Raw genomic sequence first — 14,148 nt, forward strand, 5'->3', positions numbered from 1 at the left:
CGGAGCAGTTAGCTGAAAACCAAGTAAGTGCATACCGGGAGCATCCGTTATCAATGCAGTGAATCGCGGGAGTAGTCGCGGCTTTCATCGATCCTAGCCTTGGGGTCGTGACTTCTAGGAAGCTCGCCGTTCATAAATTAGACGATGCGTTTTCGCGTCGCAAAAATAAGGTGGTACCGTGCGCAAGCACCCTTACAGAGAGTCATTTTCTGTAGGGGTGCTTTTTCGTGTCTACCGTCCGCTAATTCACTAATCAATTGTATTCTAGGAGGTATTTCACATGAAACATTTTGTTTGGGCAACACCACTATCGTTACTCGTTCTACTTTCCCTGTGTGGCTGCGGGAGCGCGGCTGGCAATACGACCAATAAGAACCGGACGCTTAACGTGACCCTCGATAGTGAGCCAGCCACCGCCGACCCTAATAAGGATACCGACACCAACAGTGCCAGCGTTATCTATCAAACCATGGAAGGTCTCTACACCTACAGCAAGCGCAATAAAATCGTCGCGGGGGTCGCCACAAAAGTTGTGAAGCCGACCAATGGCGGTAAGACCTATACGTTTACCCTCAAGAAAAACGCTCGGTGGGCCAATGGTCAGCGGGTGACGGCTCAGGACTTTGTCACCTCCCTACAGCGGATGGCCAATCCCAAGACCAAGGCGCAATATGCAAGCGTTCTGTCAGCGTTTAAAAATTACGCCGCTATTCAAAAAGGCACCCAGCCAGCTTCAAAGCTAGGCGTGACCGCGCTGAGTAAGACTAGGCTCCAATTTCAATTGACCAAGGCCGTGCCCTACTTCAACGACCTGGTCGCTAGTAAATATTATCCACTAAACACGGCAGCCGTGAAAAAACACGGGCAAAAATACGGGACTAGCGCTGCTAAAACGGTGGCTAATGGTCCATACAAGTTGGTCGGTTGGACCGGGAGTAACGCCACCTGGCATTACGTGAAGAATACCCACTACTGGAACGCCCAAAATGTTCAGATCAAACGGGTCAAGGTCGCCGTAACCAAGGACGTGAACACCGCCACCAACCTGTTCAAGAGCGATAAGGTCCAAGAAACCACCGTGACTGGTGAATACGTCCGAGCCAATAGTAACAGCCAGGACCTGCACACCCATGTGACTGGGCGAATGAACTATCTGTACATCAATAGTCAAAAGGCCAGCACCAAATCAATCAATCTACGTCAAGCACTATCCTATGTCATCAACCGTAAACAGTTGACCAGCCAAGTATTGCAAGATGGTTCCAAACCTGCATTAAGCGCCGTTCCTCAAGGTGACCAATCCAATCCGCAGACTGGCGAAGACATGGCCAAGCAAGTCGGTAACCTGTTAACGCATAACGTCGCCAAGGCCAAACGCTACTGGGCCAAATACCTGAACGAAACTGGCAAGACCAAGGTCGCCTTGAACCTTTTGACCGATGACACCGATGATGATAAAAAGGTTGGTGCCTACCTTCAATCCGTAATGGAAAAGAATCTCAAAGGCCTAACCATCACGACAACCGCCATCCCGCATGCCCAACACGTTGCCCGCGATTTTGCCGGTACCTTCGAACTGAACCTCACCGGCTGGTCGACCAACTGGTTGGATGCCTCCGACTACCTCAATTTGGCGGCCAAAGGGAATTCCGTCAACTTCACGAACTGGACCAGCACCACCTACAACCAGTTGCTGGCCAACGCTGACAGTAAGACCGGCCTAGCACGTTACAACGCCCTGATGAAAGCTGATAAATACCTGATGAGCGTCAAGGGCTACGTCCCGCTTTACCAGCCGTCGGAAGCCAAGTTGATCAGTAATAAGGTCGGCGGACTCCATTATTCTCTGTTGAACGAGGCACAATATCAGTATGCTTATTGGAAATAGACCAATTACTGGTAGTCAATAGCGGTCACTGTCCGGCGAGACCATCCCGTCAATCTTCAATCTGATTATGTTCACTCTTGCAATTGCTAAACCATCAATTAAAAATCTTCACTAACTAACTCTAGGAGGAAACTATTATGACGAAAACAACTTTCTTCAACTTCACTTTATTCGACGGCGCTGGCGATCAGAATAAACCCGACGCCTGGTTCACTGTGGATGGCACTTCCGGTAAACTCGTCGACCGTGGCCAAGGAACACCGGCGCCTGCCGATCATCAGGTCAATCTTGAGAATCAGTTTGTGATGCCCGGCTTCTTCAACGTTCACACCCACGTCACGCTGAGTCCCGACTCCTTCAGCGGCCAGTTCGGCCAATCCGAATCTGAGGTTGCCGTCTTTGCCTACCAGAATTTGCAAACACTCCTGAAATCCGGTGTCACTTACATCCGACAGTGTGGCACGACCTATGACGCCGACATCAAGCTCAAGCGCCTGCAACAACAGGGACTCCTGCCCCACACCCCGCACATGCTAGCCTCTGGACGCGCCTTCTCCATGACTGGCGGTCACGGGGATGCCCCGCACGCCGCCTACCTGGTCGATTCCCCCGATGAAATGCGCAAGAGCGTCCGCCAGGCCTTTAAAGCCGGCGCCGAAACGGTCAAAGTGATGGCAACCGGAGGCGTCATGACGCCCAACGATTTCATGGAGGACCCCCAACTTTCCGTGGCCGAAATGCGAGCAGCCGTTGAAGAAGCCCATCACAAACGGCGGTTGGTCGCAGCCCACGCGGAAGGGAATCCTGGCATTCAAAATGCGCTGGATGCTGGTGTTGACTCCATCGAACACGGCTTCTACGTGACCGCGGACGAGGCCCAGCAGATGGTGAAACAGGGCACCTACCTAACACCCACGCTGATTGCCGAGTGGACGATTCCGGCATTTGGCAAGGACGTACTCCCGGACTGGGAAGTGAAAAAATGTGCGGATGCTTTAGACGATACCTACGTGAATTTGAAACGTGCTTTCGAGCTCGGCGTCAAATTCACCTGCGGAACCGACGCCGGTACCCCCTTCAACGGCTTTAACCTAACGCCAGACGAATTCGGTCTGTTGACACGGGTGGGCATGACGCCAGCCCAGGCCTACCAGTGCTCCAGTTTGAATTCGGCAGCTCTCTTAGGTGTCGACCAGGAATACGGGACGCTAGAGGTGGGCAAGTTCGCTGACTTCCAGGTCTTAAAAGCAGATCCACTAGCGGACACGGCCAACGTCAAACAAGCCGATAAGCAAGTCTACATGGGTGGTCAGCGCGAATTTTAGAAAATTGAAGAGCCATGCGCCAGCGGAGGATCCGGGTCCTCGTGTTGGTGCATGACTTTTTTAATAAAAGGGCCAACCACATCTCTGCCGTTGATCTCCAGTGATTAAAAAAAAGACCAACCACATTTCTGTAGTTGGTCTCATTTCGGTTTTAATTAACCTTCTTCACTGACGAAAGGCATTAAGCCCATAATCCGTGAACGCTTGATAGCGATGGTTAACTTACGTTGGTTTTTAGCACTGGTGCCAGTAACCCGGCGAGGTAAAATCTTGCCTCGTTCTGAGATAAACCGACGTAATAAGTCAGTGTCTTTGTAATCAATGTATTCGATGTGGTTGGCTGCAATAAAATCAACCTTCCGACGGCGACGGCCGCCACGACGTTGTCCTGCCATGAGATATTCCCTCCTCGATATTTAGTGTTTAGAACGGTAAATCATCATCGGAAATGTCAATTGAATCACCGGAATTGGCAAACGGATCGGCTGAGTTATTGTTCCCAGTGTTCCCCTGATTGTTATTCACCGGATTCGGTATCGTAGGTTGAGTTGGATTCGACGTTGGCGCCGAATTCCCACTCGTGTACGGGTTGGCATTTTGATTCTGATTTTGCTGAGGAGCATTATTCGCGGAACCACCATTGTAGTTACCACCTTCGTTGTTGGCGTTGCGAGAACGCGGTTCAAGGAACGAAAAGTCCTCGACAACAACTTCGGTCACGTAAACACGTTGGCCTTGTTGATTTTCGTAATTCCGGGTCTGGATGCGTCCTTCAATTCCAACAAGGGAACCCTTGTGGAAGAAGTTAGCAAAGTTTTCCGCGGACTTGCGCCAGATGACGCAACTTACGAAATCAGCTTCCCGTTCACCCGTTTTGTTGGTGAACCGCCGATCAACAGCCAGCGTAAAGGTGGCAACAGCAGCACCGCCTTGGGTATAACGTAAGTCAACATCCCGTGTCAGTCGGCCAGTAAGCACTACTCGGTTGATCATTGCTGAATAACTCCTCTCAAGTTAAAGTTTAAATTAGTCTTCGCGTTTGACGATCATATGACGTAAGATACTGTCATTGATCTTGGCTAAACGGTCGAATTCGTTTAAAGCTGCATCATCAGTTGCGTTTAACGTGATAACATGGTAGATACCTTCGTTAAAGCCACCGATTTCGTAGGCGAATCGACGCTTTGACCAGTCTTTCGAGTTGATCAATTCTGCACCATTTTCGGTCAGTAAGTTGTCGAAGCGTTCAACCAAAGCGGTCTTAGCGGCATCGTCAAGGTCTGGACGAATGATGTAGGTGATTTCGTATTTAGTAGATTCCATGAATGTTACACCTCCTTATGGACTTCAGGCCCCCGCTGCAATGCGGAAGCAAGGAGAGACACTAGCGTAAGCCAGATACTCACAAGCTAGTAGTATAGCATAAAAAACAATCTTAAGCAAATCGGGGCCGACCGATGGGTTGCTGCTTACGTTACATAGGTTAACTCCGTAAAAAAGCCGCGTTTGTTTTTTTATTTTGAAAAAAATTCGAAAAACTTTTTCGAAGTTCCACAAACGCCATCAAACCGGGAACGTTTCTCGAAAAATCAACTGTCACTCAGCCCTGAGTCAGCCCCAGAAACCTTTACCAGTTAAATTCCTCCGTGTAAATTTGCCCCGGCCACACGCCTTGGTGCCGAAGTTCTCGTCGCCAGTAGCGCATCATCTTAGCCGGGCCCGCAATCAGGATCACGCTCGTGCGCGACCAATCAGCCGGTAATGTTGGCCAAACCGCCGTAGCCTTTAGGCGGCCGACCTGCTGCGTCATCGTAAAGGTTGGCCGTTGCTGATACGCCCTCAACAATTCGGGATACAGCAAATCACTTTCCCGGTGCGCCGTGTAGAAAAAGTGAATCGTACGCTCCGGATGATCCGCCACGACGCTTAAGAGGGGCGTCACGCCAATGCCACCCGCTAAAATGATGATGGGGGCATCCGCCGGTTGATCGGCTAAGAATGCCGCATACCGGCCATAGCCGCCGTCGATCTTAACCGCCGTCTTCAACGGCACTTGGGAGAGCTTTTGGGTGAAATCACCATCCCCCCGAATCGCCAAACGCAACTGTTGCTGGTCGTCTGGCACGTTGACCAACGAGAACGGATGCATCTCGTGTAGCCCAGCAATACTGGGGACCGCCATAAAGACGTAATCACCCGCCCGCAGATTCATTGGCCGGCGCTGAGGTAACTGGACCACTAGCTCCTGAACGTTGTCAGCCACCGTCTGATTGACAATTAGGGTGCCCGTTCGCCAGGTTTGTGGTGCGCCAAATTTCGCCCACAAATAGGTCACTAACACAAACGCCGTGGCCCCATCGAACCACCACATGAATGGCGTGATGGCTGTGATGTAGCTGATTAATTGCACGTGAATAAAGACCAAGCCGACTGCAACCAAATTCAAGCGGTGCAGCCAGACCGAAATCTCGTGGCGAAAGACCCGCTCTAGCCACTTCTTCGCGCGGGCAATGGGCGGAATTCGGCTGGTCAGCCACCCTGCCATGAAGAGGCAGGAGTAGAGCATCAGCCCTAAAAAGAGATCAAATGCCCAGTCACCGGTCGTTTTAATCCAGCCGGTCGACTGCGTGCCACTCTTGTGTAGGTAAGCCAACCCGATGGCCGCAATACTTAAAATGCCGTGCAGGAGATACATGCTGGGCAAGCCCACCAGGCGATCGAGCCACTTTGGCCGGGTTCCCAGATAAATGGCCAACAGGAACCACACGTAAGCGATGACGCCCCAATCAATCGCTAGGAGTTCGCTTCGATACAATGCCGGTAAGCCCTGCGTCACCGTTTGCAGGAATGGCAGGGGGAGCACAAAGATGGCAATCAGCCAGAATAATCCCAGACTATAGCGATGCTTCTTGAGCATGAGCCCACCGCCCTTCCGCAAAACCAACCAACTCCTGGTCAGTAACCAATAGGCCGCTTAGTTGTTGCGCCGCAATCAGGGGCTTGAACGCCGTTTCGCCGGCAGCCATCCCCGCCGTTGCCCAGACATCGGCATCGACGAGGTGGTCGGCCACAACCGTGACCTGTTGGAGTGGCATCACCGCGGCTGGTTTGATGTGGGTGCCCCGTTTCGCATAGCCGGAAGTCGCCACTGCAGCATTTTTTAATTGGTAACTGGCAATGACTTCCTGAAGATTCTGGGGATTTTCAATGCCTACGCCCCAGCTGAAATCCTGATAAGGTTGTACGCCCAACTGCATATCCCCGCCACCGTTGAGGGCCACCCCAATTATCGCGGGCTCTGCCAGAAGTGGGGCCAAGTGTCGGTTATAGGCCCGCTCAATGGCCCACCCTTTCACCAATCCCGTGGGATCATAGGTGCCCGCAAAGAGGGGGTCAAAGAATCCCTGGGTCGCCTTTTCAGCCGCGGCACAGCGGCCGTAAACCTCACTGAAATCGGCGTTCTCCGTCAACAGGCGCCAATCGCCAGCTTGAAACCGGCGAACCAGCGAATCCGCACGAAACGGGGAAAAGGTCGCATCCACCGTCTGTAATTCATGGTAAATTTCTTCCGTCACCAGATTCAACTGAATTTCAACGGCCGGTGACACTTCGCGAACCGCAAACGTGATTGTAAACGGGATATTTATCAAGTTAATGACTGTATTGGGAAAATGATACGTCGTTTTTTTACTCATAAGCTCGCCCTCCTAAGCCTCTGCTTGGTTCAAAGCGTTCTGGAGCGAGCCAGTGAAACCTTTATATGTTTCCGTCGCACCGGAAACCTGTTGAATCTTGGTACTCTGCGCTTTCAGCGCTTCTTTCTTGTACGTCGGTAAGACTTGTTGATTAATGCCGATTGATTTTTGATTCGTATTCGGTGACTGCAGGACCGTAATTTTGGCCAAATCACCACCACTCACGGTTACCTTGACCTGAACGTCGCCCCACTGCGTACTGGTGGCTTTACCAGTGTAGGTGCCATTCTTAAATTTACCCTGACTGCTCACGCTACTGCTGGCGGTCGTACTGGAACTGGATTTAGACTGCGCCTGCTGGCTGGTCTGACTAGTCGTTTGTGCTTGGCTGGTTTCGTGGGGCTTCCAAAAGACTAAGTAACCGTCGATAGCCATCGCCACGGCCACCACAAAGGACAAGCTGGTACCAATAATTTTTTTAAGCATTGACCTCACGCCCGCTTTCTTAATGATTATCGTCATTATAGAAAGATGGGTTCGTCAAAATCATGAGATTTTCTTAGAGGAAAATAATTATTCTATCAGTTAACTAGCTAGTCTAGTGTTTATACGGGTTCTAGCCCTTCAGCGATTGGCGGGTTTAGGCTAATTTTAAGGTTCGGTATCGACTGATTTGGCTATTCGTTGGGTCACCTAATCAACTACTCAGTCGCCGTTACGCCAGTACTTTGGCTCATTTGACGAGCTAATGCTAGCAACAGGTAGCTGTCTGGCAACAAGTAGGTGACTTGGTGGGCCACCGCCCAAGCAAGCCCCTCTTGTAGCACCTGCACGGCTGCGGCAGGTCGGCCCAACTGGAGTAAGCTTTGCGCGTACTGATAATACACGAACGGCAGGTTAATGGGTTCATCCACCACCCGTTCGGCGCGGATAATGGTCACGGCGCGTTCAAATCCCCGGACGTTAGGTTCGCGGCTAAGCTGAACGTCCACGGCATTTTCCGCCGCCATTAATAACAGATCCAATGAATGATACGTCTGCGGCTGCTGGGGCGTCATGAACATCAAGCCGGCACGCAAATGGAGCTGCGCGGCGTCGACATCCCCGATTGCTGCCAACGATTGGCCATAATAAAACAACACGGCTTGCCGGTCACTGTCGGTCGTCAATTGATGCAGGGCCTCCCCAGCGGCAATATTTGCCACTAGTTCGCCGTAGTTCTGTGTTTGCCACCAATTCTGCAGCTTTTGGTTAAATATTGGCAGACGGTGAATCGGATAGGCCTGTGGCAATGGCTGATTGCGCGGAATACCTAATTGATGGTAGAGCTGGGTCAATTGCGCCACACTAGGAGCCTGTTGCCCCTGTTCGATGGCGGCGAGCACATTTAACGGACAGAGCCGCGTAGCCAAGGCCGTGAGAGCCAGTCCCTGCTGGTGTCGCCGCGTTTGTAAGTAAGTACCAACGGCTTCAGGCTTCATGGTCAGCCTCCAACCAAGCGCTTAGCTCGGGACTTTCTAGTAGGAAGACGTGTAGTTGAATATGGTCCAGATCGCCATTTGCATAGAGCACAGGTACCGTCTCAAACTTGGTGCGTCGGTGGCCTAACTTAGCCACTAATAGGCACAAATCGATCATGTTGGCCGGCTGTAACCGGACCCAGCACCAACTCGCGTTCTCCTGCACGACCTGTTTCACGGCCTGTGCGCCCATCACGGCACAACAAAATTGTTCAAGCCGACTTTCTACTCGCGTCATTACCCCATCCTCCTCGTCCATTGCCCCGAAACGTTATCGTTAATGCAAAGATACCAGAGCTGACAGATAAAGTAAATACGTTGAACCATATACAATTATTTAAATATTTAATATTGAAATACTGATATAACACGTTTCTAGCAACCGAAAAAATTAAGAATATTATATAGATTTTTGCAGACTATTACTGCTAACCATGAGTTGTTTTTTCAAAAAATGAGACGCCGTCCAGTGACAGCGTCCCACGATGAACACTTACGTTACTCCTGATGTCGCCACCAATGCAGTCCCAACAGGATGATTAAACCGCTCCCCACAAATTCTAACAGATTCTGCCGGGACTCACTGGTTGCGGGTAGTATTGTCTCTTTCTTCGTGACGCCTATTTGACCATGAGTCACCACTGATTTCCGCGGACTAGCTTGCTGTTGTGCCGATTTCACCGGACGTTTCGCTGCGCTGGCCACCGGCTTATCGTCCGCATCCCCTTGACTTGGCTCTTGTCTGTTTCCTGTTTGAACCGGCAAACTTGGCTGCGGTTCGGGCGTCATCGTTGCGGCTTGACCCCCTGGTTGTGGCTCAGGTTGCGGTGTCGAAATGACAGGTGTTGGTGTTGGTGTTGGTGTTGGTGTTGGTGTTGGTGTTGGTGTTGGTGTTGGTGTTGGTGTTGGTGTTGGTGTTGGGTTCGGCGTCACCTTTTGAAAATACAAGCGAACCGCCTGGGGAGCAGTCCGATACAGGCCACCCGTCCCCGTTATATTGCCGTGACGATACACATAGCCAGTCAGAAAACTCGTTTCAGCTGGCGTAATCAGCTGATCCAGCGTAAATGGCGTGTTAATTTTTCCACTAAACGACCGGGTCCCCAGCATGTGCTTATCGTTATCAGCATCAAGGTAAGTCACATTGACGACCCCTTCAGCCGGTCGCTTTTGGTAATATAACGTGATCAGTTGTCCAGCCGTGTCAAAAGTTCCAGCTGGCGGCCGCGAACTCGACTGGTACTGATAGCCAGCAATCACGGGGGGTGTGACCACAAAAGCTGCCCCGTATTTGCCCGTTAACGACTTGCCGCCCAAATAGGTCTCCGTCTCTGCCTCACGATACTCTACCCGGATTGCCCCAGAGCGGGGAACCCGCACGTAGGTCCCAGCCATTTCGGAGGTAAACTGCGTCTCCAACTGCTTAACCGGTAAACTCGGGCCAGCTGGATTAGCGGCCGTTCCTGACCCAATCGCTTGCCACTGGTCGGTATCATGCCAATTTATCCGGATGGTGTCATCATACTCTGACTTAAAATTGCTCAAGCCAACCGTGAACCCATTTTGATCACGTAAGTAATTTTGCTTACCAAATTTTAGGACCTTTAGATTCGGCATATTCGCTAACATCAGCTCTACGCGGCCCTCATCCCAGTACGGCCCCATGGGATTGTCACGGTAGTCCAAATGGCGCATGTCAAAACCAGACAAATCCAGGCTCGTCGCTGCTGCGCCCATAAATAATTTCTGCATACTGCCCGCATGACTCGTCTGCCACCCACTCACATTCACCGTCGTAGCCGTAGAATTGGTCAACATTTGTTCAAAATTCACCACGTTCCGTACGTCCCACTTATGTAGATCCAGCGTTGTTGCCCCCGTCTGGGCGAGCATTTGGTTCATGTCCGTGACCTGGCTCACATCCCAGTCCCCAATCGCCAATTCCCGAGCCGGTACCCACTGAAACATCATGGCCATGTTGGTAACCCGCCCCGTTTGCCAGCCCCGCACGTTCAATCTGGTTAACTGATTGCAACGCCAAAAGACCTTGTCCATGTTCCGCACTTGCCGCACATCCCAACGGTGCAAATCCAGCGATTCGATTGACGTCCCCATAAACATGCCATCCAGTGACGTGACCTGGCTGGTGTCCCACTGCGCCAACCCGTGTAGCTCGGTCAGCTGATGGTCCTCGGCAAACATGCCGCTCATATCCTGCACGTTTGTCGTTTGCCACTGGCCTAAATCTAAGTCCGTGAGATTGCTCATGCCATTGAACATAAACTCCATGTGTTCCACGTGACGCACGTCCCACTTGCTGACATCCAATGTCGATAGGCCGCTACCTAAAAATAATCCGTCCACCCAAACCAACGCGTGCGTTTGCCAATCCGCCACGTGTAACTCCTGTAAGGCTCCATCACGTTCAAACATCTCCGTCATCGACTCAACCTGGCGGACATCCCAGCCCCGTAAGTCCAATGCTTTGAGTTCGGAATCGTACTGGAACATGAAAGACATATCGACCACCTGACTGGTATCAATGTTCTGGGCGCCGGTGAATCGCTGTAAATGTGCCAGCGAGCTAAATAGCCTAAGCGCATCTTCCGGTAGCACCACCCGCCCCGTAATCTGAATCTCCCGAATCTGATCCGCATACTTATACCAATTCCCGCCTTCCACCAATTTACCCGCACCGATCCTGAGGACACCAGAGCGCAATGACCACGGACATGTCCCCACCTTCCCAGTAATTTCATCAGACTCTTCTTTTACCGCATTAGAAGTTTCACCGTTTAACATTTTCGTATCTGCTTGCGTTGGCAATTGCCAGGTCATCACACCCAGGGCTGCGAACCCAAGAATAAGACTTCCCTTCACCATATTGGCCATCTGCCGCTGCGTCTGTTGCATCCCCTGAATTTTCAAAATATCCTCCTCTACGTCGAATTCTGTCGAAAGTTCCGGTCTAGAGCGAGTATACCTGCTTACACGATGAAAAGCCACTACAATCATTCACAATTTAAATCATATTCAGCGATGACTGTTTGCATGGCAGTGAGCAAAAGAAAAAGGGTTCCCGCCACTTGGCAGGAACCCTTCAAAATCAGATTAAATTTAAGCTTCTGGCGCATCAGAATCCGGCGTCTCAGTGTCACCATCGTTGGCTACTGGGGTCGTCGTTGCGGCATCACTGGCAGGTTCGTCAGCGTTTGCAGCAGGCGTCTCCGCAGTTGCGGCGGTAGCGTCATCTGGCGTGTCGTCTTCCTTGTCGACCTTCGCCATGGTGGCCACGGCGGCGTCGTCGGCCAACCGAATCAGGTGAACCCCTAAGGTTGCCCGACCGGTTTCAGAAACATCGGCCCCACTAAAGCGGATCATCACACCCTTGTTGGTCACCAACATCAGGTCTTCTTCACCGTCTAACGTAGTCAAACCAGCTAACGGCCCGTTCTTCGCGGTCACGTTCACGGTCTTGATTCCTTTACCGCCCCGGCCCTTGATTGGGTACTCGCTGGCAGCCGTTTGCTTCCCATAACCCTTTTCGGAAATGACAAACACGTGGCTATCCGGCTTCAGGACGCTGGCACCAATCACGTAATCGCTGTCGCGCAGGCGAATTCCCCGCACACCGGAGGCTGAACGACCCATAGAACGGACGTCCGCAGCCGCAAAGCTGACCGCATAGCCCAGATGGGTCCCGATGATCATGTTGGCTTCGGCGTTGATAATGTCGACGTCAATCAGTTCATCGTCTTCCCTCAGGTTAATGGCCTTCAGACCATTACTCCGGATATTGGCAAATTCATCAACCGGCGTCCGCTTAACGGTTCCTTGCACGGTGGTAAAGAACAAGTCGCGTTGGCCGTTGTTACCGGGGTTCGCCACGTTGATTACAGCTTGAACGTGCTCGTCGGTATTGATGCCGAGCAGGTTGATGACTGGGATCCCCTTGGCTGTCCGTCCGTATTCAGGGATTTCGTACCCCTTCATCCGGTAGACTTTTCCGGTATTGGTAAAGAACAGCAGCATGTCATGGGTCGAAGTGGCCACGAGGTGTTCGATGAAATCATCATCGTGCACGCCCATGCCTTGAACCCCTTTACCACCACGGTTCTGCGCCTTAAATTCAGACGTTGGCAAGCGCTTGATGTAGCCGTTATGGGTCAAAGAAACCACGACGTCTTCTTCAGCGATCAAGTCTTCGTCTTCCAAGCTGAGCACTTCACCGACCATTAATTCAGTCCGACGAGCGTCCCCAAACTTGTTTTGAATGTCTAACAATTCTTGATAGATGATGGCCTGTTGCCGTTCCTTGGATGCCAAGATTTCCTTGTAATCCTTGATGTTCGCCATCACATCGTTGTATTCCTTTTCGACCTTTTCGCGTTCCAAACCGGTCAGACGTACCAACCGCATGTCCAAAATGGCTTGTGATTGCTTGTCTGACAGGCTGTAACGCGTCATCAATTCATTCTTCGCGATTTCTGCGGTCTGTGACTGCCGAATAATCGTGATAATGGCATCGATGTGGTCCAGCGCAATCCGCAACCCTTCCAGGATGTGGGCCCGGGCTTCAGCCTTTTTCAGTTCAAACTCGGTCCGCCGGCGGATAACTTCCATTTGGAATTCCAAGTAGTATTCCAAAATGGCTTTGAGGCCCAACACCTTAGGCGCACCGTTAACGATGGCCAACATGTTGATTCCAAAGGACGTCTGCATCAAGGTCATTTTGTACAGGTTATTCAAAATGACTTCGGCGCTGGCATCCCGCCGAACGTCGATCACGATTCGCATCCCTGTCCGGTCGGTTTCATCGTTGACATCCGTGATGCCTTCGATCCGCTTGTCCCGAGCAAGTTCAGCGATTCGTTCGATTAGCTTGGCCTTGTTGACCATGTACGGAATTTCCGTGGCTACAATGCGTTGCTTGCCGTTCTTTTCTTCTTCGATGTCGACTTTGGCCCGTAAGGTAATGGTACCCTTCCCGGTCTCGTAAGCCCGGCGAATGGCCGCTTTCCCCATGACGATCCCGCCGGTTGGGAAATCGGGACCTGGTAAGGCCTCCATCAAATCGGCCAGGGTGGCATCTGGGTTGTCCATCAAAATGTGCAGGGCACTAATGACTTCCGTCAAGTTGTGCGGTGGAATGTTGGTGGCCATCCCCACGGCAATCCCGGAAGCCCCGTTAACTAGCAGGTTCGGGAACCGTGATGGCAGGACAACGGGTTCTCTTTCGGACCCATCGTAGTTATCTTGGAAATCGATCGTATCCTTGTTGATGTCACGCAGCATTTCCATCGCGATTTTACTCAACCGCGCTTCGGTATACCGCATGGCAGCGGCCCCGTCACCATCGACGGACCCAAAGTTCCCGTGACCGTCGACTAACATGTAACGGTACGAGAAGTCTTGCGCCATCCGCACCATGGATTCGTATACGGCGGAATCTCCATGTGGATGGTATTTCCCGAGGACATCCCCGACCATCCGGGCAGATTTCCGGAATGGTTTGTCGGGCGTGATCCCCAATTCTTGCATATCATATAAAATCCGACGGTGAACTGGCTTCAAGCCATCCCGCACGTCTGGTAACGCCCGTTGAACAATCACACTCATTGCGTAATCCAGGAAGGATGTTCGCATGGTTTGTGACAGGTCAACGTCGGTAATCCGACCTAAATATTCGTGATCATCAGCCAAATTTTTACCCTCCGTTC

General features: G+C 51.6%; 12 protein-coding genes. 2 read left to right on the top strand and 10 right to left on the bottom strand.

Annotation, left to right across the window (positions count from 1 at the left end; all coding sequences use genetic code 11):
• Positions 1 to 280 precede the first annotated feature (280 nt).
• Both EKM99_RS10625 and EKM99_RS10630 read left to right on the top strand, forming a co-directional pair.
• On the top strand, positions 281 to 1,888 hold the full coding sequence (locus EKM99_RS10625; protein ID WP_125583399.1) for a peptide ABC transporter substrate-binding protein: 1,608 nt from the start codon (positions 281 to 283) through the stop codon (positions 1,886 to 1,888).
• Between the two features lie 137 nt (positions 1,889 to 2,025).
• Positions 2,026 to 3,213 (top strand): metal-dependent hydrolase family protein, encoded by a 1,188-nt coding sequence (locus EKM99_RS10630; RefSeq protein ID WP_125583400.1) that lies wholly within the window; start codon positions 2,026 to 2,028, stop codon positions 3,211 to 3,213.
• 155 nt (positions 3,214 to 3,368) lie between these two features.
• Here the strand turns inward: EKM99_RS10630 and rpsR are convergent, their stop codons facing one another.
• The 10 genes from rpsR to gyrA all read right to left on the bottom strand — a co-directional run bounded on the left by rpsR (position 3,369) and on the right by gyrA (position 14,074).
• Complete coding sequence (rpsR, locus tag EKM99_RS10635) at positions 3,369 to 3,608, bottom strand: 30S ribosomal protein S18 (protein ID WP_048733694.1); 240 nt, start codon at positions 3,606 to 3,608, stop codon at positions 3,369 to 3,371.
• Between the two features lie 28 nt (positions 3,609 to 3,636).
• Positions 3,637 to 4,206 (bottom strand): single-stranded DNA-binding protein, encoded by a 570-nt coding sequence (gene ssb / locus EKM99_RS10640; RefSeq protein ID WP_125583401.1) that lies wholly within the window; start codon positions 4,204 to 4,206, stop codon positions 3,637 to 3,639.
• Between the two features lie 33 nt (positions 4,207 to 4,239).
• The gene (rpsF, locus tag EKM99_RS10645; protein ID WP_125583402.1) at positions 4,240 to 4,536 is read right to left on the bottom strand and encodes a 30S ribosomal protein S6; all 297 of its coding nucleotides are present in this window, start codon (positions 4,534 to 4,536) and stop codon (positions 4,240 to 4,242) included.
• A gap of 304 nt (positions 4,537 to 4,840) precedes the next feature.
• Positions 4,841 to 6,130, bottom strand: coding sequence for an FAD-binding oxidoreductase (locus tag EKM99_RS10650; protein ID WP_125583403.1), 1,290 nt, complete (start codon positions 6,128 to 6,130; stop codon positions 4,841 to 4,843).
• A complete protein-coding gene (locus EKM99_RS10655; protein ID WP_125583404.1) occupies positions 6,108 to 6,908 on the bottom strand; it encodes an FAD:protein FMN transferase in 801 nt (266 codons plus the stop codon). Before EKM99_RS10655 ends, EKM99_RS10650 begins: the two co-directional genes overlap by 23 nt.
• Positions 6,909 to 6,920: 12 nt before the next feature.
• A complete protein-coding gene (locus EKM99_RS10660) occupies positions 6,921 to 7,394 on the bottom strand; it encodes an FMN-binding protein (protein ID WP_125583405.1) in 474 nt (157 codons plus the stop codon).
• A 215-nt stretch (positions 7,395 to 7,609) separates the two neighbouring features.
• Positions 7,610 to 8,389, bottom strand: a complete 780-nt coding sequence (locus tag EKM99_RS10665) for a helix-turn-helix domain-containing protein (RefSeq protein WP_125583406.1) — start codon at positions 8,387 to 8,389, stop codon at positions 7,610 to 7,612.
• A complete protein-coding gene (locus EKM99_RS10670; protein ID WP_125583407.1) occupies positions 8,379 to 8,666 on the bottom strand; it encodes a hypothetical protein in 288 nt (95 codons plus the stop codon). Before EKM99_RS10670 ends, EKM99_RS10665 begins: the two co-directional genes overlap by 11 nt.
• Before the next feature lie 260 nt (positions 8,667 to 8,926).
• Positions 8,927 to 11,356 (bottom strand): BspA family leucine-rich repeat surface protein, encoded by a 2,430-nt coding sequence (locus EKM99_RS15920; RefSeq protein ID WP_191983315.1) that lies wholly within the window; start codon positions 11,354 to 11,356, stop codon positions 8,927 to 8,929.
• A 189-nt stretch (positions 11,357 to 11,545) separates the two neighbouring features.
• Positions 11,546 to 14,074, bottom strand: a complete 2,529-nt coding sequence (gyrA, locus tag EKM99_RS10680; RefSeq protein ID WP_404819780.1) for a DNA gyrase subunit A — start codon at positions 14,072 to 14,074, stop codon at positions 11,546 to 11,548.
• Positions 14,075 to 14,148: the final 74 nt, after the last annotated feature.

It is taken from the genome of Levilactobacillus cerevisiae (genome assembly GCF_003946245.1).
GTDB classification, from domain to species: domain Bacteria; phylum Bacillota; class Bacilli; order Lactobacillales; family Lactobacillaceae; genus Levilactobacillus; species Levilactobacillus cerevisiae.